The 18,868-nt window shown below is 40.1% G+C and carries 17 protein-coding genes; 15 read left to right on the top strand and 2 right to left on the bottom strand.

Annotation, left to right across the window (positions count from 1 at the left end; genetic code table 11):
- Positions 1 to 21 precede the first annotated feature (21 nt).
- The 12 genes from modB (at position 22) to BUF11_RS17680 (ending at position 12,023) form a co-directional block, all read left to right on the top strand.
- The gene (modB, locus tag BUF11_RS17735) at positions 22 to 693 is read left to right on the top strand and encodes a molybdate ABC transporter permease subunit (protein WP_073590187.1); all 672 of its coding nucleotides are present in this window, start codon (positions 22 to 24) and stop codon (positions 691 to 693) included.
- Positions 694 to 695: 2 nt separating this feature from the next.
- On the top strand, positions 696 to 1,757 hold the full coding sequence (locus tag BUF11_RS17730; protein ID WP_073590186.1) for a sulfate/molybdate ABC transporter ATP-binding protein: 1,062 nt from the start codon (positions 696 to 698) through the stop codon (positions 1,755 to 1,757).
- Positions 1,758 to 1,957: 200 nt separating this feature from the next.
- Entirely contained in the window at positions 1,958 to 2,371 is a 414-nt protein-coding gene (locus tag BUF11_RS17725; protein WP_073590185.1) for a hypothetical protein, read from the top strand.
- 2 nt (positions 2,372 to 2,373) lie between these two features.
- Positions 2,374 to 3,372 carry a hypothetical protein gene (locus BUF11_RS17720; RefSeq protein ID WP_073590184.1) on the top strand — a complete coding sequence of 333 codons (999 nt, stop codon included), beginning with the start codon at positions 2,374 to 2,376 and terminating at the stop codon, positions 3,370 to 3,372.
- Positions 3,373 to 3,409: 37 nt separating this feature from the next.
- Positions 3,410 to 4,288: a diadenylate cyclase CdaA gene (gene cdaA, locus BUF11_RS17715; protein WP_073590183.1), complete on the top strand. Its 879-nt coding sequence runs from the start codon at positions 3,410 to 3,412 to the stop codon at positions 4,286 to 4,288.
- Positions 4,269 to 5,489 (top strand): CdaR family protein, encoded by a 1,221-nt coding sequence (locus BUF11_RS17710; protein WP_073590182.1) that lies wholly within the window; start codon positions 4,269 to 4,271, stop codon positions 5,487 to 5,489. The genes cdaA and BUF11_RS17710 overlap by 20 nt, the downstream gene beginning before the upstream one ends.
- Before the next feature lie 41 nt (positions 5,490 to 5,530).
- Complete coding sequence (locus BUF11_RS17705) at positions 5,531 to 5,806, top strand: HPr family phosphocarrier protein (protein ID WP_073590181.1); 276 nt, start codon at positions 5,531 to 5,533, stop codon at positions 5,804 to 5,806.
- A gap of 283 nt (positions 5,807 to 6,089) precedes the next feature.
- Entirely contained in the window at positions 6,090 to 7,760 is a 1,671-nt protein-coding gene (leuA, locus tag BUF11_RS17700; RefSeq protein ID WP_073590180.1) for a 2-isopropylmalate synthase, read from the top strand.
- A 225-nt stretch (positions 7,761 to 7,985) separates the two neighbouring features.
- On the top strand, positions 7,986 to 8,384 hold the full coding sequence (gene tagD, locus BUF11_RS17695; RefSeq protein ID WP_073590222.1) for a glycerol-3-phosphate cytidylyltransferase: 399 nt from the start codon (positions 7,986 to 7,988) through the stop codon (positions 8,382 to 8,384).
- Between the two features lie 21 nt (positions 8,385 to 8,405).
- Positions 8,406 to 9,626 carry a CDP-glycerol glycerophosphotransferase family protein gene (locus BUF11_RS17690; RefSeq protein WP_242952401.1) on the top strand — a complete coding sequence of 407 codons (1,221 nt, stop codon included), beginning with the start codon at positions 8,406 to 8,408 and terminating at the stop codon, positions 9,624 to 9,626.
- 9 nt (positions 9,627 to 9,635) lie between these two features.
- Positions 9,636 to 10,817, top strand: a complete 1,182-nt coding sequence (locus BUF11_RS17685; protein WP_073590179.1) for a glycosyltransferase family protein — start codon at positions 9,636 to 9,638, stop codon at positions 10,815 to 10,817.
- Positions 10,818 to 10,835: 18 nt separating this feature from the next.
- Positions 10,836 to 12,023 carry a CDP-glycerol glycerophosphotransferase family protein gene (locus BUF11_RS17680; RefSeq protein WP_073590178.1) on the top strand — a complete coding sequence of 396 codons (1,188 nt, stop codon included), beginning with the start codon at positions 10,836 to 10,838 and terminating at the stop codon, positions 12,021 to 12,023.
- 92 nt (positions 12,024 to 12,115) lie between these two features.
- Here BUF11_RS17680 and BUF11_RS17675 read toward each other — a convergent pair whose 3' ends face one another.
- Together BUF11_RS17675 and BUF11_RS17670 are read right to left on the bottom strand one after the other, a co-directional pair.
- Positions 12,116 to 13,045 (bottom strand): LCP family protein, encoded by a 930-nt coding sequence (locus BUF11_RS17675; RefSeq protein ID WP_207665489.1) that lies wholly within the window; start codon positions 13,043 to 13,045, stop codon positions 12,116 to 12,118.
- 125 nt (positions 13,046 to 13,170) lie between these two features.
- Positions 13,171 to 14,589, bottom strand: coding sequence for an undecaprenyl-phosphate glucose phosphotransferase (locus tag BUF11_RS17670; RefSeq protein ID WP_073590176.1), 1,419 nt, complete (start codon positions 14,587 to 14,589; stop codon positions 13,171 to 13,173).
- A gap of 275 nt (positions 14,590 to 14,864) precedes the next feature.
- Between BUF11_RS17670 and BUF11_RS17665 the strand changes: the two genes are divergently transcribed.
- The 3 genes from BUF11_RS17665 to BUF11_RS17655 all read left to right on the top strand — a co-directional run bounded on the left by BUF11_RS17665 (position 14,865) and on the right by BUF11_RS17655 (position 18,862).
- On the top strand, positions 14,865 to 16,514 hold the full coding sequence (locus BUF11_RS17665) for a S1C family serine protease (RefSeq protein WP_084558736.1): 1,650 nt from the start codon (positions 14,865 to 14,867) through the stop codon (positions 16,512 to 16,514).
- Positions 16,515 to 16,728: 214 nt separating this feature from the next.
- Positions 16,729 to 18,156, top strand: a complete 1,428-nt coding sequence (gene clpX / locus BUF11_RS17660) for an ATP-dependent Clp protease ATP-binding subunit ClpX (RefSeq protein ID WP_073590175.1) — start codon at positions 16,729 to 16,731, stop codon at positions 18,154 to 18,156.
- 28 nt (positions 18,157 to 18,184) lie between these two features.
- A complete protein-coding gene (locus tag BUF11_RS17655) occupies positions 18,185 to 18,862 on the top strand; it encodes a beta/alpha barrel domain-containing protein (RefSeq protein ID WP_073590174.1) in 678 nt (225 codons plus the stop codon).
- Positions 18,863 to 18,868: the final 6 nt, after the last annotated feature.

Here is an 18,868-nt window from a genome sequence, read left to right as displayed (position 1 = left end):
CACTAAAACGGAGGTAGCTCAATGGATTTGTTTCCCTTGTGGAATTCACTTAGAATTTCATTTGTCGCATCGGTAATCACATTTTTTCTCGGAATTTTAATCGCGAATTATGTGGCAAAGCTCCCTGGATTTTTAAAAGGGGTATTGGATGCGGTGCTTACAATTCCGATGGTGCTGCCTCCGACAGTAGTGGGTTTTTTGATATTAAAGATGATTTCGCCGAAAAGCAGTCTCGGGATGCTGGTTAAACAGTATTTTGATGCGACGCTTACTATGAAATGGCAGGCTGCGATTATCGCTGTGGTCGTAGTCACGTTTCCGCTGATGTACCGGACGGCAAGGAGCTCGTTTGAAGCCTTTGATAAGAATATTATCGCAGCAGGTAAGACACTTTGCTTATCCGATGTATATATTTTCTGGCGGGTACTGCTTCCAAACTGCAAGGAGGGAATCATTGCGGGGGTGGTGCTTGCTTTTGCACGGGGTCTTGGGGAATACGGTGCGACAAGTATGGTGGCAGGCTATATTGCGAACCGGACGGCAACCATATCGACGACAGTTGCATATTTCTGGCAGACCAATCAGGATGAAAAGGCAATGCGGTGGGTTATGATCAATCTGGCAATATCCTTTACCGTAATGCTCTGTGTCAATATTTTTGAAAAACGGATTTCCTTCGGAAAGGGGAAATAGATATGTCTATTTACTGCAAAATAAAAAAGAAAGTGGGTAAATTTAATCTGAATATTGATTTTCAGGCCGAAAATGAAACCGTGGCACTCATGGGAGCATCCGGCTGCGGAAAAAGCATGACCCTGCGCTGCATAGCAGGCATTGAGAAGCCGGATAGCGGGCGAATCATTATAAACGGACAGACAGTATATGATTCTGAAAAGGGTATCAACCTGGCACCACAAAAGCGCAGGGCAGGGTATCTTTTTCAGGATTTTGCACTGATACCCAATATGACTGTGAAGAAAAATATTCTGGTCGTGATGCCAAAGGAAAAAAGAGGGAGCATCGAAAGTGTGATGGAGCGGTTTCATCTGACGGGACTGGAAAATCACTATCCGGCTCAGTTGTCGGGCGGACAGAAGCAAAGATGCGCAATTGCCAGAATCATCGTATCTGCGCCTTGGATCATTATGCTCGATGAACCGTTTTCTGCATTGGACAGCTACTTAAAGTGGCAGTTGGAGCGGGAAATCATGTCGGTAATTAACGAATTCGGAAAAACAGTACTGTTTGTATCCCATGACAGAGATGAGGTGTATCGTATCAGTGACAAGGTAGTGGTGATTGAGAACGGAAGAAATGAGCCGATTTGTACGAAGCAGGTGCTTTACCAGCATCCCCAGACCTATGCGGATGCACTTCTGACAGGGTGCAAGAATATTTTCCCTGTTCTTTATGAGGAATTGACCATCCGGGTCCCCGACCTGGCGTTGAAGCTGGAATCTCCAAAGGAATATGAGGATGTGTGTTTCCTTGGTATCAGGGCAAAACAGATTCTTCCGGAGTTTATGGTTGAGGATAAAAACAGTGCTGTTTTCGTATCCTATACCGTTGAACAGGTTACGGAGGCTGTGTTCAGCATGATATTGATGGTCAGGCCGGAGAACGGACACGGGCTGGTTCGCTGGGAGATGCCAAAGGAAGTCTATCATAAATTATCTCTTTATCCACCCGTACTAGCTATACCGAAGAAGGAGATTCTATATCTTAAGGCAGACAGAAATATCTTCCCGTGCGGATAAATCAGCTTCTTTTTTGTAAGAAATTCATGAAATAGAATAAATTGCAGGAAAAACCAGAAAACTTGTAAAATAAGGCTCGAAAACATCTAACTGATATGATATAATATTTGTGATATTCGGTTATCCTGCCAGTTGATTTTTAGGAGACGGAAAATCACCTTAATGAATAATAAGGTAAGCGAAAGCGAGGAATATAGTTCATGTTAGATTTTAAAAAGATAAAAATAATGACAAAGCTGGCTGCCTTTGAGCAAGGAAAGGGTAAGGAAGATATCAAAATCAGCAAATACTATAAAACAGATTATATAAGATACCAGGTAATAAAAACAGCAGTGAGTGTTACTTTGGGATACCTTTTGATACTTCTCCTTTTTGGTATGTATCATGCAGAATATATTATCAGAAAGATAGTAACCTTAAATTTTGTCCGTATAGGCCAGTACTTGCTTGGGTTTTATATTATTATAATGGCCATCTACATTACCGGAGCATTTATCGGTTATTCCGTTAAGTATAATCATTCCAAAAAAAATCTGTCGAGGTACTACAAGCTCCTCAAAAAACTGAACAAGTTCTATCAGGAAGACAGTGCGGATGAAAAGGGGGAAGCATAGAAATGATGACATTGTTAGTACTAAGGACCAGACTTCAAAGTTTATACCAAAAGCATGAAATTTATCTTAAGCCCATATTTAAGTTCATTATAGCAATTATTGTGTTTCAGACAATTAATGCAGGAATCGGGTATGACGGACATTTAAAGCAGCTGCCGATAGTTCTGGCGCTTTCTCTTTTATGTGCTTTTACACCTTCTGCAGTGCTGGTATTGCTGGCAGCTTTGGTTTCTTTTTTGCATATATACGCGGTATCGGTTATATTGTCAGCTATTATACTAATACTATTTATAATAATGTATGCTCTTTTCCTAAGGTTTACACCAAGACTTGGATTAGTGGTTCTTGCGGTTCCCATACTGTTTTACCTGAACATACCGTATGCAGTTCCGCTGCTTTTAGGGGTATTTTCAACTCCGGTCGCTATTATACCGACCTGTCTTGGCGTTATGGTTTATTATCTGTTTCATATTATACAGGGAGCAGCAGCCATTCAGGTAAATGTAAGCCTGGAAGACACTGTAACAATATACTCCTACGTGGTGAACGGGCTAAAGGATAATTCACAGCTCGTGACGGCAATGGTGGTATTTTCTATGACAATTTTAGTTACCTGGCTTGTATGGAAGATGAAATTCGACTATGCCCATGAGATTGCAATTGCAGCAGGCTGCTTTACCAATATATTTGGATTCCTGATTTCCAGCTTGAAATTTGATACCACAGAAGAAATTGGTATGATGATTATCGGTACGGTAATTTCAGGGCTGGTGGTATTGGTTATCCAGTTCTTCCATTTGACATTGGACTATTCGGCTGTGGAACATGTACAGTTTGAAGATGACGATTATTATTACTATGTAAAAGCAATACCAAAAATAAATGTGACAACTCCCCAGGTCAATGTGAAGAGATTTAATACACAAAAAACACAGATTCCGGGAGAACATTTTCCGGATGATTCTTTCACCGATGAGGAAGACTATGAAGATGAGGAGTAACAGACAGCCTAAATTACAGTAAAGCGGGTGAGCTTTTATGAAGACAATTATAAGCTTTTTAAAAGATTATATAAGCTGGAACTCTCTTCCCAAAATCGGGTTCACGGATATCATAGAAATTCTGATATTGACTTTTGTCATTTACAGTGTGATAGTATGGGTAAAACAGACAAGAGCCTGGATACTGGTTAAGGGACTTATTGTGCTGCTTATTCTTTGGCTTTTTGCCTCCATTCTGAATTTAAGCGTAATACTCTGGATATTCTATAAGTGTCTGAATGTGGGTATTATTGCGGTAATCATTGTATTCCAGCCGGAATTTCGAAAGGCGCTGGAACAGCTTGGGCAGAATCATCTTGTTACACCGTTGTTTAATTTCAATGATTCAAAAGACAAGGGAGACCGCTTTTCGGAGAAAACTGTTTCGGACATCGTTAAGGCTACCTTTGAACTTGCCAAAGCCAAGACGGGAGCTTTAATTGTAATAGAAAAAGAGCTTTCCCTTATGGAGTTTGAAAAAACAGGAATTGCCATAGATTCTCTGGTTAGCAGTCAATTACTGATTAATATATTTGAGCACAATACACCTCTTCATGACGGCGCAGTTATCATAAAGGGAAACCGGGTTGCAGCAGCAACCTGCTATCTGCCCCTGTCGGATAACATGCATTTAAGCAAAGAGCTTGGCACAAGGCACAGAGCAGGTATTGGCGTCAGTGAAATAACAGACTGTCTTACAATTATCGTTTCGGAGGAAACAGGCAAGGTGTCTATTGCTACAGGCGGCAGCCTGATCCGGAATGTGGATGGAGACTATTTAAGAAATAAAATACTAAGTCTTCAAAATAAGGCACCCGATACCAAGAAGATAAAATTATGGAAGGGGAGGTCTAAGAGTGAAAGAGAAGCTGACTAGAAATCTTGGACTTAAGATTCTGTCCCTGTTTATGGCTGTTTTTATATGGCTTATTATTTTAAATATAGCAGATCCGGTAGTGCAGAAATCTTTTTACAATATTCCGGTGACAAAAATCAATGAAAATGTAATTTCCCAGAAGGATAAGGTCTATGAGGTTGTATCAGGAGATACGGTAGATGTAACCCTTAAGACAAAAAGATCGGTAATGGAAACCTTGAAACCGGCCGATGTCAAAGCGGTAGCGGATTTATCGGAACTGTCCCTTGTAAATGCGGTACAGATCAAGGTGAACGTACCCGGTCACGACAGGGATATCGTTGATCTGTCCCAGGATATCTCAACGATGAAGGTAAGCCTTGAAAACTTAAAAACTGAGCAGTTTCGTATCAATGTTGTGGCTTTGGGAGAGGTAGCATCGGGGTATTATATCAAGGATAAAATTGCAAGTCCTAACATTATTCAGGTAAGCGGTGCTGAAACTGTTATCAATCAGATAAAGGAAGTAGTTGTAGAGGTGAATGTCACCAATCAGCGTGAGTCTTTTGAAACAAGTGCGGTGCCTAAGGTATACGATAAGAATGGGACTTTAATGGAGTCTGATAAATTGAACTTAAATTTTGATGCGGTGGATGTGACAGTCAATCTGCTGCAAACGAAAACCGTTAATCTCTTTATTGAAGTTACGGGAACTCCTTACTCCGGTTATAAATATGTGGACCTTGAATATGAGCCCAAACAGGTGGTAATTGCCGGTGAAAAGGACGAACTCGACAAGGTTCAATATATCATGGGAGAATATAACATTGACAATCAGAAAGAAGATATAGAAGATCAGGTCAATATTGCGGATTTTATCAAGAATGACGTAATTCTTATAGATGATAACCAGACAGCGGTAATTAATGTTAAGATTGAACGGTTTGACAGTAAGGACTTAAGTTATAATGCCAGTGATATAGAGATGCGCAATCTCCAGACGGGATTAATGGCAACCCTGAAAGAAAATTTTCTTCGTGTTGTGCTGTATGGTGATAATGAAAGCCTGAATTTGATAAGTAAATATAACCTAAAACCGTATATTGATTTAAAAGAAGCCAAGGCCGGAACGAATATCATGCCGGTAGAATTTGATTTACCGGAAGGCATCACGCTGGTCCCCCCCAGCGTGGTAGTGACCGTAAAGCATACGGGCGGATAGATATACGGCATACATAAGTAACTATTAAAGGAGGAATAAGGATGGTAAGCAGTAAAATAGTAGTCAAAAACCCAAATGGATTCCACCTAAGACCGGCGGGGATGTTCTGTAAGATTGCGATAGAATTCCGGTCTAAGATAACAATTTCCATAGAAAATACGAGGGTCAACGGGAAAAGCGTACTAAGTGTTTTAGGAGCCTGTATTAAAACAGGAGATGAAATTGAGATTATCTGTGAAGGGGAAGATGAAGAGAAGGCCCTTGCTGTCCTTATAAAAGCTGTTGAAGAAGGCTTGGGAGATAAGTTTAATGCCTGATGCCCTCTGTAAGGCAGCTATGTATTCGGAGGATACATAGCTATCGGATGATGCATAAATATTCGTAGAAATGTTTTAAATAAAACTTGTAATCCTTTGGAAGGGATGTTATAATGGTAAGCAAAATTGAAGGCCAATATAAGAGCAAAGGAATGATAGGGATGGGACTAGAGTAGACAGGGCCAAGTTATTTATCATAAAAAGATACAGTGTGATCTACCGACTCCGTAGCTTCATATGATTTGAAACAAAAAATATCATGTGAATATCAGGAGGACGGATTATGTTAAATTATAAGAGATATAAAAGTGCACCGGTGGTTAATTTTGAGGAAAGAACATGGCCGGAGAAGCAGATAACAAAGGCACCCATTTGGTGCAGTGTGGATTTAAGAGATGGCAATCAGGCATTAATTGAGCCTATGGTGGTAGAAGAAAAGATTGAATTCTTTAATCTTTTGGTGAAATTAGGCTTTAAGGAAATTGAAGTGGGATTTCCTTCCGCTTCACAGATTGAATTTGATTTTTTAAGGCAGTTAGTAGACCGTAAACTGATTCCTGATGATGTTGCAGTTCAAGTGCTGGTCCAATGCAGGGAGCATCTGATTGAGCGGACCTTTGAAGCACTGGAAGGAGTAAAATCGGCAATCGTCCACATCTATAACTCAACTTCTACTTTGCAGAGGGACGTAGTCTTTGGCATGGACAGAGAAGCTATCAAAGAAATTGCTGTTAACGCTACGAAACTGGTGAAAGAGCATGCCAAGAGTTTTCCGGGAAAAATCATACTGGAATACTCACCGGAGAGTTTTACCGGAACAGAGCTGGATTTCGCTCTGGATATCTGTACGGCAGTGCAGGATGTATGGGAACCGGCTCCGGACAATAAAATTGTTTTTAACCTGCCCAGTACAGTCGAGATGAATACACCGAATGTTTATGCAGATCAGATTGAATGGATGCATACCCATTTTAAGAACAGAGACTCTATTATTTTAAGCATACATCCCCATAATGACAGAGGCTGCGGAGTGGCTTCCAGCGAATTGGCACTCCTTGCAGGAGCAGACCGCGTTGAGGGAACCTTATTTGGCAATGGCGAGAGAACGGGTAACGTTGATATCTTAAACATAGCTTACAATATGTTTTCACAGGGTATTAACCCGGAATTAGAGATTGAAAATATCAATGAAATTATAGAAGTATATGAAAGGCTTTGCAAAATACCTGTCCACGTACGCCATCCTTATGGCGGAAAGCTTGTATTTACCGCCTTTTCAGGCTCTCATCAGGATGCCATTAATAAAGGCGTTAAAGCAATGCATGAGAGAAAGAAAGAGATTTGGGAAGTTCCGTATTTGCCCATTGACCCGGCGGATATCGGAAGAAAGTATGACCCCATTGTCCGCATCAACAGCCAGTCCGGCAAGGGCGGTGTTGCTTTCATCATGGAAAGTTACTTTGGATTCAAGCTTCCTAAAGGAATGCATAAGGAGTTTGCCGATGTTATACAGGCAATATCTGAAAAGCAGGGTGAGGTAGCACCGGAACAGATCATGCAGGAGTTTAAGCAAAACTATCTGGAAAGAAAAGAACCTCTGCATTTTAGAAAATGCCGCTTTGAGGATTTGGCAGAAACCGATAATCCTTTTGATACCTTGGTGACAGTTACTTATACAGATAACGAAGTTGAAAAGGTTTTTGAAGCAACTGGTAACGGACCCATTGATGCTGTTCTTAGAGGACTTGAAAAGGAGCTTGGAATCAATATCAAGATACTTGATTATACCGAACATGCTCTTGGCGAAGGGTCTGGTGCTCAGGCTGCAGCTTATATCCATTTGCTTGATAAGGATACGGGAAAGACAATATTCGGAGTAGGAATCAGCTCCAATATTACCAGAGCATCCATAAGGGCAATCTTTAGCGGTCTTAACAGGTTAAAGAAATCATAAGAAAGTTTAAGTAATTTTTAATGATATAAAGAAAAAAGATATGTTATGGTAATAGATAGAGGATACAGCGCAATCAGAAAATCTGCTTGTATGTGTCCTCTGTTTCTTGCCCAAAATATATATAAGTATTGTGTTATGAAAAGTTGAAAGAAAATTTTAATATGGAAAGGTTGCCACAATACGATTCTTTCAACCTGTTTTATTTGTGGTACAATGGGTATAAAAATGAAAAAGGTAATTACTTATGGAACTTATGATTTGCTGCATGTTGGGCATATTAACCTCTTAAGAAGAGCCAGGGAGCTGGGAGATTATCTGATTGTAGTGTTGTCTTCCGACGAGTTTAATACATTAAAACATAAAACTGCTTATCATAGTTATGAAGACAGAAAGACGATTCTGGAGGCGCTTCGCTTTGTGGATGAGGTAATTCCAGAATACACATGGGAGCAGAAGATTGCGGATGTAGTGGACAACCAGGTAGATATTTTTGTCATGGGAGATGACTGGGAAGGGCAGTTTGATTTTTTAAAGGAGTATTGTGAAGTGGTTTATTTGCCCAGAACAGAGGGGATATCAACTACTAAAATTAAAAACGACCTGAATTTAGCGGGAAAAAAATAATATTAACTGGAGTAACCATATATGCCCCGTATACGAAAATTTTTGAGAAAGTGCAAAAAGAAAATTAAAAAGACCGGTAAAAAATTCGTAATGTTTTTATACCGGGTTGAGATGAAGATACTTCCCGTCAATAAGAGGATTATCATATTTGAAAGCAATATGGGAAGAAATTATACCGGAAACCCCAAAGCAATTTATGAGGAAATGGTAAGGCAGGGACTGGATAAGAAATACCGCTGTTATTTTATGCTCGATAATGTGGCAACGGAAATACCGGGAAATGCTGTTAAAATAAGAAGGATGAGGGTTCGTTACTTCTTTCTTATGGGAATCGCAGGAGTGTGGGTAAGTGACTCCAGAATGCCCAATTATATTAAAAAAAGAGAAGGAGTATATTATGTCCAGACCTGGCATGGAACTCCTCTTAAGAAACTGGCACTTGATATGGACTCTGTCAATATGGCAGGAGAAACAGATATTGAAAAATATAAAAGAAACTTCTTTATGAATACCAGAAGCTGGGATTATCTGATTTCCCAGAACCATTATTCTACGGAAATATTTAAAAGGGCTTTTGCCTTTGACAAGACGCTGTTAGAAGTCGGATATCCCAGAAACGATGTCCTTTTCTATGGGAATAATGAAGAACATATCTGCAATCTTAAAAAGCAGATGGGCCTTCCTCTGGATAAAAAGATTGTCCTGTATGCACCCACCTGGCGGGATAATGAATATTATGCCAAGGGAGCTTATAAGTTCAATACATCCATGGATTTTTCTCTCCTTCGGGAACAGTTGGGAGAGGAATATGTCTGTATTGTTAAGTACCATTATCTTGTAAAAGACAATATTGACTGGTCTACATACGGCGGCTTTGTGTATGAGTTTAATATGTGCGAAGATATTTCTGCCTTGTATCTTGTGGCAGACATCATGGTTACCGATTACTCCTCCGTCATGTTTGATTATTCCCTTTTAAGGAGGCCGATGTTCTTCTTTACTTATGACCTTGAGGACTACAGGGATAATTTAAGAGGCTTCTATTTTGACTTTATAGCAGAAGCTCCAGGACCTCTTGTAGGTACGACGAAAGAATTGGTGGAAGCAATCAAAAACTATGACTATAAAGAATATGAAGAGCAGTACAATGCATTTTATCAAAAATACAACCATGCGGATGATGGCAAGGCTTCTGCCAAGGTGGTAGAAGCAATTGAGAAAATAATAGAAGGAGAAAGGTAACAGCTTTCTATGATTAATAAATGGAAAAGTATCCTGAAAGTTAAGGTAAAAGGAATTCTTCATAATGTACAGGCTAAAAGCGAAAAAAGGCTGGTTAATTACAGGCTTTCTAATTATGATGTGTCCGTTATTCATAATACAAAACCGGATAAAACGAAAAAAATTCTCTTTGTTGTAGAGAGAATGGCGAAATACAGCGGAGGTCAGACCTCTCTTTTGCGTCTTGGAACGGAACTTGCCAAGCTTGGTCATGATGTGGGATATGCTGTCTATAAGCCACAGACCCAGTCAGACATGGAAGAGTGTGCTTCTTCCAATTTATCCGGCTATCTTGGAAAGATGTATACGAACAAACAGCTGTCAGGCCTTAAAGCAGATATTGTAATTGCCTCTTCCTGGGATACGGTAGCCTTTGCCAAGAAAATACCCGGATATAAGATGTATTTTATTCAGGATTATGAGCCTTATTTCTTCTCTTTTGGTGAGCTGTTTTTAATGGCAAAAAAGACCTATGAGCAGGGACTTCATATGGTAAGCCTTGGTGCCTGGAATAAGGAAATGATAGAAAAGAACTGTTTACCGGTATCACCGGTTGATTCTGTGGATTTTCCTTACGAAAGCAAGGAATATCCTCATCATAAGAGAAATTATGACAGCTATTCCTCTAAGAAAGAAATAGTATTGGCGGTTTATCTGAAATACTATGGAAAAAGGCTTCCAAATATTACACAGTATATGCTAAAGCAGTTAAAGGATAAGTTTTTGCAGGAGGGTATTAAGCTTCGAATCCTTTATTATGGAGAGGATAAGAGCTTTCAGACAGAGGCCGGAGAAAACCTCGGGATGTTATCCAAGAAGGAACTTCTTTCCCTTTACCGAAAGGCTGATTTTGGTATGGTAGCCTCCATGAGCAATGTATCCCTTGTGCCCTATGAGATGTTGGCAACCGGTCTTCCATTGATTGAATTTGAGGATGGAACCTTTCCGTATTTCTTCCCTGAGGGCAGTGCTATACTTACATCTTTGGACTATGAAGATTTATACCGGAAGATGAAGCAGTCCATTCAAGATCCTGATATTCTAAAGAAACGGGATGAAACTGCCAGAGAGTATTTAAATACCTTGAGCTGGGCAAAGACAGCAAAGCAATTTGATGACATTATAAACCGCACAACAGAGTATATGGATTAGCATGGGGAGGATAAGCCTTTGAGAGAATGGTTAAAAAAGTTATCCCCTGTATGGGTATTAAAAGTTTACCAGAAAATCCGCTTTATCCTTATAACAGCCCTTTTAGGGCTGTTTCGCATATTTCCCATTCACCCTTACCGGGTCGTGATTTGCAATGTGTGGGGATTCGGTGACAACGCCAAATATGTGACGGAAGAGCTGGCGGGAAGAAAGTATAAAAAATTAGAAATCATATTTATAACCAACCATCCGGGTGCTGCCGGAGAAGCAGAGGGTGTTACATTTTATAAAAGCAACAGTATAAAAGCAATATATGCCTTGGCTACCGCAAGGGTATGGGTGGATAATAACAGAAAAGAAAGCTATATCAGAAAAAGGAAAGGTCAGTACTATATCCAGACCTGGCACGGTGGAATTGCCCTTAAGAAGATCGAGAAGGATTATGAGGAGCATCTTGGCAGCCGCTATGTAAGAAATGCAAAGAGGGATTCTGCCATGACAGATCTTTATATCTCAAACAGTGATTTTTGTACGGGAATGTACCAAAAAAGCTTCTGGTATAAGGGACCTGTCCTAGAGTGCGGAAGTCCAAGGAATGACATCCTTATTCATCCCAAAAGGGAAATCGGCGAACAGGTAAGAAAGGCACTTGGAATAGGAAAAGAAATTAAGATAGCACTTTACGCGCCGACCTACCGGGAGGGAAAGAATAATACTTCCGCCTATTCGCTGGATTATGAGCTGCTCTTATCAGAGTTAAAGCTGAAATTTGGCGGTGAGTGGATAGTGGCAGTCAGGCTTCATCCATTGGTATCAGCCCAGAGCGATACTTTAAAATATAATGACAGGGTGATTAATACGACCCATTACCGTGATATCTATGAGCTGATGTCTGAAAGCGATGTGCTGATTACGGATTATTCCAATATCATGTTTGAGTTTTCCTTTACCGGAAAGCCGGTCTTTTTGTACGCGGCAGATATGAAGGAATATGAAAACAGCCGTGGTTTTTACTTTGACTATAACGCCCTTCCTTATTATAAGGCAGTTACTATGCAGGAACTGGCAGGGGGAATTAAAGCCTTTGATAAGAAGGAATATGAAGGTCTGGTAAAGAATTTCTTTGAGGGGCTGGTGCTTTATGAAAACGGACATGCTTCAAAGGCTGTTGCCGACAGGATAATCCAGGTCATAAAGGGCAGATAAACGCAGGAAGCTATGATAGATATTAAAAGGTGCCATGAATCTACGATATAAAAGATTCATGGCACTTTATTTTATAGTAAAGCTTATGTTCTTTAGTTGTTATCGGTTATTTCCTTTAGCTTGGCACTGATTTCCTTTACCTTATCGGAGGGAGCGTAGTCCGTGGCATCAAATAAGAATTGATGCAGCTTTGTGACATTTGCCGTTAAGTCTACCGGAAATACATAGGATACCCTGTGATAAGTAAACGCTCTTTTTTCAAAGGGGAAACCGGTCTGGTCAACGATATCGTAGGACATAATATCCTTTGCCAGAGTCAGCATTTCAACGGAATCAATGTTGGTGTAAATCTTGGGAAGGATTTCATTTAATATAGAATTAAGAGTTTTCAGGTCGGCTTTTTTGGCCTTTTCAAAAATCTTTTGTATTACAATCCGCTGTCTTTCCGCTCTTTTAAAGTCATCCCCTTTGGTATAACGTATTCTTGCATAAGCAGTAGCATGAGTACCGTTAACGACCTGGGTACCGGCAGACTTTAATTTTCCTACGTGGGTTCCGTTTATTTTATTTAATTCTTTGGTATAACCGTTTACATACTTTAATTCTTCCGGGGTAATATCCAGGGAAACACCGCCAAGAAGATCAATGACCTTACAGACTGCATCAAAATTCACCGTGACGAAGTCCCTGACATCCAAATCAAAGTTCGTATTAATCGTATTTAAAGCCAGAGAATAACCGCCCTTAAAATAAGCAGAGTTGATTTTATTGAATTCATTATCCTTGTTTGGAATCAACGAATAGTTATCCCGATAAATCGAAGCCAGTTTCACATCCTTGGTTTTATTGTTAATACTTACAATGACAATCGTATCGGAATGGGTGTCGGATTTTAAGGCATTATCTCTGGAATCCACACCAAAGATAGCAATATTGCGGTAGCCTTTCATATCTTTATCATCCAGGTCATTTACGACAATGGAGGAGTCACCGGACTTGTCCACCTGCATTTTTGATGCCATATAAAAGTAATATCCTATACATGCTACTAAAAGTATCAATATCAAATCAAATACCACTATAACTTTTGTTTTAAATCTTTTTTTATTTTTTTTAGCCATTACAAATACCTTTCTTTACATAACCCTTAATATGCGTTTTTATTCACAAAACCTCTGAAGAAGGTCAGGAATAATATTTTAAAATCTAAACTAAGGGTCCAATTTTCTATATAATATAAATCACAGTCAATTCTTTTGCGGATAGAAGTATCGCCGCGGTAGCCGTTGACCTGAGCCCAGCCGGTCATGCCTGGAAGCACCTGGTGTTTAATCATGTACCGGGGAATTTCCTCTTTGAATTTCTCTACGAAGAAAGGCCGCTCCGGTCTTGGACCGATTAAACTCATTTCGCCTTTTAGCACGTTGAAAAGCTGGGGAAGCTCGTCAATACTGGTCTTGCGGATGAATTTGCCGATTTTGGTTACTCTTGGATCATTAAAGGTTGTCCAGGATTTCTTTTCCTTGGAGTCCGGCTGTATCTCCATAGAGCGGAATTTATACATTTTGAATTCCTTATTATGTCTGCCAATACGTACCTGTTTAAAGATTACAGGACCCCTGGAGGTTGTCTTAATAATAATGGCAACAGCAGTCATAGGAATTGAAAAGAGAATAAGTGCGACCGTTGCCCCAAAGATATCCACGGCTCTTTTAATCAGGCGGTTTACGAAATTCGTAAGAGGGACATTACGGATGTTAATGACCGGAAGTCCATCCAAATCCTCTGTATAGGGAATAGTAGGAAGGAGATCCTGGTAATCCGGAATAAATTTCGTATGAACTCCGGATTTTTCACATAAGTTAACAATTCTGGAAAGCTTCGAATATTCGTCAATACTTAAAGTGATTCCTATTTCCTCAAGTTCATTGGAACTAAGATAATCGGGAAGATCTTCTATAGAACCGATGACCTTTACTCCTTTATAAGTAGTATCGGGATCTACGTTGTCATCAAGTATCCCGGAAATAGCATAGCCCCAGTGGGGATTGGCAAGAAGCCTGTCTATATAGGACTGCGCAGTCCGGCTGTATCCTACCAAGAGTACATGCTTCCGGTTATAGCCTTTCTTTCTGGCGGCATTTTGAATAATTCTTACTATAAGGCGGAAGATAAGTTCAAAAATAACATTAATTACAAAGAAAATAAAAATGAGATAACGGGAATAATGGCCTTCTCTTGTAGCATATAGTAAAAAAGTAAAATAAAGGGTACCCATGAAATTAGCTTTTATAACATCCCATAAAACCAGTCTTTTCAGACGGATAGGTCCAAGCCCGTACAGCCCGCTGTAATAATATATAATCAGATAGCCCGGCAATAACAGGTATAATATCCTTAAATAAGTTACCAGATTATAAAATCCTGCATTAGGATCAAAATGGATGAGATACCGCAGAGGAGTGTAAAAGCGTAAAAAGTAGGACAATATATAGGAAATTATAATCAAGCATGCGTCTGCCGCAACGTGTATCCGGTTAAGTGTTTTTTCATTGTCTTTTATCATTGAAAACTCCATTGCCTAATGGCTCTTTGTTAGTTTATTTACTTAAATTTTTACCATAAACGATAGTTCTATCATACATGATTGAAAGAATTTCCACAATATAAAAATTTCTTAATATTCGAGAGAAAATCTTAAGATAACGTTTAAAATTAATTTTATTACTTTTCACAAACTATACACAAAATATTGTTAGAATGATCACGTAAGTGAAATATTGGATTGTAACGAAAGCAGATTGTTCATAAAAACAAAATATACGAGGAAGGTGAATCAATATGTCAGATGAATTCTTTGAAGAAGATAAGACAGAAGAAGCCGCTGATGGAAATAGCCGTGAAGCGGAAGAAATAAATGAGACGCCTGTAAATAGCAATATAGAAGAACAAACAGGTGAAAGCGGTACAGCAGCATATGATGCCGCAGAATATAATGCTGCTGCATATGACGGGGCTGCGCGTAGTGCCGATATATACAGCACGGAAGCAGAAGGCAGTATCTACCGATTAAGTAAGCCTGCTGAAGGTGAGAATGGAAATGAACCTGGCAGTTCCTACAGCTTTTGGGCAGAGCAGGTGCAAAATACCGGAGCAGGACAAACATATGAGAATTACCAGCAATTTAAAGAAAACAGCGGATTTACTGCTCAAAATGGTGCTTACTATCAGGGGACCCAGGGAGGAAATCCGGAAGGACAGAATAAGAAAAAAGACGGCTTTTTTAAGAAAGCAGGAAAGTTTGTCGCAGCAGCGGTCGCTTTTGGACTGATTGCAGGGTTAGCTTTTACTGGATTTAATGAAGCATATTATAAGGTAAACCCAAATGCGGCACCAATCTACTTTAATATTGGCGGTGACGGCGATTTTCTTATCAACAGCAATGGACAAAGTAAGCTGTTGTCCTCCACTGCCATAACAGACGGAAAGATAGCACCAAAAACTGATGTAACAGATGTAATTGATAGAACGATGCCCTCCATTGTCCAGATAACTACTACGTATAATCAGGTTTACAATGACTGGTTCGGACAGGAATATAATGAAGAGAGCCAGGGCGGCGGTTCCGGTATTATAGTCGGAAAGAATGAGAAAGAGCTTTTGATTGCTACTAATAACCATGTAGTAGAAGGGGCCGATCCGATCAAGGTGAAATTTATTGATGGTACGGAAGCAGAAGCTATCATCAAAGGAACGGATTCCGTGGCAGACATTGCCGTTATATCTATTGATCTGACAAAAATCAAATCCTCTACAATGGATAAAATATCCATTGCAAAGCTGGGCGATTCTAATTCCATAAAGGTCGGAGAGATGGCAATTGCAATTGGTAATGCTTTGGGCTACGGACAGTCTACAACTGTCGGATACATCAGTGCCAAAGACCGTGAGGTCCAGGTAGATGATAAGAAGATGGTGCTTCTCCAGACAGATGCTGCCATTAACCCCGGTAACAGCGGCGGCGCCTTATTAAACTTAAAAGGGGAAGTAATCGGTATTAACACGGTAAAATACTCCTCCAGCGAAGTGGAAGGTATGGGCTTTGCAATTCCGATTTCCAGAGCAACTCCTATCATAGATGAACTTATGAGCAGAGAAATCCTGACTGAAAATGAAAAGGGCTACCTGGGAGTATATCCGCAAGATGTTACAGAGGATGTAGCAAAGATGTATAATTGGCCGGTAGGTGTCTTCGTGAAGGAAATTATTTCCGGAGGAAGCGCTGATAAGGCAGGAATTGTAGCAGGAGATATTATTACCAAAATAAATGATACAGAAATAACAGCCAGCACACAGCTTAAGGAGAAAGTGAACTCTTACCGTGCGGGTACTAAGATAACAGTAACCTTAATGCGCAATGTCAACGGCAAATTTACGGAGAAGACAATTGCGGTCACTCTGACTTCTAATCCTCAGACTAATACAAGATAACCATCAGGTTTTTTATTCTAATAAGACCCATAAAAGGGCTGGTGCACAGCATCCGGTAACAGGATGACTGGCTTTGCACCAGCCCTTCATACTTTTTTCGTTATAATTATTTTAGAAAAATTTCAATATTATTCTATTGTATACCATAAAACCCTACGTTATAATTGGTATATGCTATCAGAAGCAAAATGCATTTGACAAAGGAGATAACAGAATGAGTGATGATATAAAGGATAAGGACAAAGTTCCGGAAAATATAGATAAGGATAATAAGAACCACGATGACTATGAGGAAGTATGCTATATTTGCAGAAGGCCGGAAAGCAAGGCAGGAAAGATGATGCGGATACCGAACAATATCTGTATTTGTTCTGACTGTATGCAAAAAACCTTTGATACGATAAATAGCAATGGAATGCCTTATATGGATCTTTTGGGATTTCCGCCTAATATGATGAATATGAACACGATTCAAAAGGATGTTCCCAAGAACCAGAAATTAAAGAAGAAAAAAATCGAGGAAGAACCAGAAGAGACTTCGAAAGCTTTTGATATTAAAAATGTTCCTTCACCCCATGTCATAAAGGGAAAGCTGGATGATTATGTGGTAGGTCAGGAGCATGCCAAAAAAGTTCTGTCCGTTGCCGTATATAATCACTATAAGAGGGTTGTTACCGGCACAATGGATGATATTGAGATTGAAAAATCCAATGTGCTTATGATTGGTCCTACCGGAAGCGGAAAGACCTTTCTCGTAAAAACCCTGGCAAAGCTTTTGGATGTACCCCTGGCAATAACGGATGCGACCTCCTTAACTGAAGCCGGCTACATCGGAGATGATGTAGAAAGCGTGGTATCAAAACTGTTGGCTGCGGCAGACAATGATGTGGAAAAAGCAGAAGAGGGAATCATCTTTATAGATGAAATTGATAAAATAGCGAAGAAAAAGAATACGAATAACAGGGATGTCAGCGGAGAGAGTGTCCAGCAGGGGCTTCTTAAGCTCCTGGAGGGCAGTGAAGTGGAGGTTCCTGTCGGTGCTACCAGTAAGAACGCCATGGTGCCTCTTACTACCGTAAACACCAGAAATATATTGTTTATCTGCGGCGGAGCTTTTCCGGATCTGGACAGCATTATTAAGACCAGGCTGAATAAACAGTCCTCTATTGGTTTTAGTGCCGATTTGAAGGATAAATATGATGAGGACCCTAATCTGCTCTTAAAGGTCACGGTAGAGGATTTAAGAGAATATGGAATGATACCGGAATTCTTAGGACGTCTCCCGATTATGTTCTCTTTAGAGGGACTTAATAAGGAAATGCTTATCAAGATATTAAATGAGCCTAAGAATGCAATACTTAAGCAGTACCAGAAGCTGTTAGCCCTGGATGAGGTCTGCCTGGAATTTGATGATGGGGCTATGGAGGCAATTGCGGAAAAGGCGATGGAAAAGAAGACGGGGGCCAGAGCTCTTAGGGCCATTATAGAAGATTTTATGCTGGATATTATGTACGAAATCCCGAAGGATATCAACATTGGAAAGGTAACCATAACCAGGGATTATATTGAGAAAAAAGGGGTGCCCCAGATAGAAATGAGGGGAAGCGGATACAAGAAACTCTTATTAGAAAGCAGTAATTAAAAGAGGATGATGAAAGGGGGAGAGGCAGTTGGAAGACAAATTTTTACCGGAAATCGACGGTAATTTACGTAAGCATATGGTCCGGGTGCCAAAAGTAATTGACCAGGCCAGCGGTATCAGGATATTCGGAAAACTTATCAAATCGTTGGTATTTACAACGGATGTGGCAATTATACGAAACTGTAATGCTAATGCGGTGATTGCCGTATATCCATTTACACCGCAGCCGATTATAACTCATGCTATTATTAACTGCTCCGATGTACCGGTATTCTGCGGTGTCGGCGGCGGAACCACAAAGGGGCCAAGAGTGCTTAACCTTGCGGAAGATGCAGAATTTCAGGGAGCTGTCGGAGTTGTATTAAACGCGCCTACTCCCAACGAAACTATTCTTTATCTCAAGGAAAGAATCGATATACCGATTGCCATAACGGTGGTATCCGAAAGAACGGATATTGCAGCAAGAATTAATGCCGGTGCAGACATCTTAAATGTATCCGGTGCCGGTAAAACAGCCGAGATAGTGAAGCAGATCAGAGAAGAATTCCCTAACATACCTATTATGGCGACGGGCGGTCCCACGGAAGAAAGCATTCTAAAGACCATTGAGGCCGGTGCTAATGCTATCACCTATACACCGCCCACCAATGGTGAGATATTCAAAAAGCTGATGAACAAGTACCGGGATGAAGATTCCATTATATAGGGAGGA

It is taken from the genome of Anaerocolumna xylanovorans DSM 12503 (genome assembly GCF_900143645.1).
In the GTDB taxonomy this organism is placed as follows: domain Bacteria; phylum Bacillota; class Clostridia; order Lachnospirales; family Lachnospiraceae; genus Anaerocolumna; species Anaerocolumna xylanovorans.
The sequence above is the reverse complement of the archived record's forward strand: the minus strand, read 5'-3'. Positions and strand labels throughout refer to the sequence as shown.

Coding starts and splice junctions, on each gene's coding strand:
- modB (WP_073590187.1), top strand. CDS start 22: ATGGATTTGTTTCCCTTGTGGAATTCACTTAGAATTTCATTTGTCGCA.
- BUF11_RS17730 (WP_073590186.1), top strand. CDS start 696: ATGTCTATTTACTGCAAAATAAAAAAGAAAGTGGGTAAATTTAATCTG.
- BUF11_RS17725 (WP_073590185.1), top strand. CDS start 1,958: ATGTTAGATTTTAAAAAGATAAAAATAATGACAAAGCTGGCTGCCTTT.
- BUF11_RS17720 (WP_073590184.1), top strand. CDS start 2,374: ATGATGACATTGTTAGTACTAAGGACCAGACTTCAAAGTTTATACCAA.
- cdaA (WP_073590183.1), top strand. CDS start 3,410: ATGAAGACAATTATAAGCTTTTTAAAAGATTATATAAGCTGGAACTCT.
- BUF11_RS17705 (WP_073590181.1), top strand. CDS start 5,531: ATGGTAAGCAGTAAAATAGTAGTCAAAAACCCAAATGGATTCCACCTA.
- leuA (WP_073590180.1), top strand. CDS start 6,090: ATGTTAAATTATAAGAGATATAAAAGTGCACCGGTGGTTAATTTTGAG.
- tagD (WP_073590222.1), top strand. CDS start 7,986: ATGAAAAAGGTAATTACTTATGGAACTTATGATTTGCTGCATGTTGGG.
- BUF11_RS17690 (WP_242952401.1), top strand. CDS start 8,406: ATGCCCCGTATACGAAAATTTTTGAGAAAGTGCAAAAAGAAAATTAAA.
- BUF11_RS17685 (WP_073590179.1), top strand. CDS start 9,636: ATGATTAATAAATGGAAAAGTATCCTGAAAGTTAAGGTAAAAGGAATT.
- BUF11_RS17675 (WP_207665489.1), bottom strand. CDS start 13,045: ATGGCATCAAAAATGCAGGTGGACAAGTCCGGTGACTCCTCCATTGTC.
- BUF11_RS17670 (WP_073590176.1), bottom strand. CDS start 14,589: ATGATAAAAGACAATGAAAAAACACTTAACCGGATACACGTTGCGGCA.
- BUF11_RS17665 (WP_084558736.1), top strand. CDS start 14,865: ATGTCAGATGAATTCTTTGAAGAAGATAAGACAGAAGAAGCCGCTGAT.
- clpX (WP_073590175.1), top strand. CDS start 16,729: ATGAGTGATGATATAAAGGATAAGGACAAAGTTCCGGAAAATATAGAT.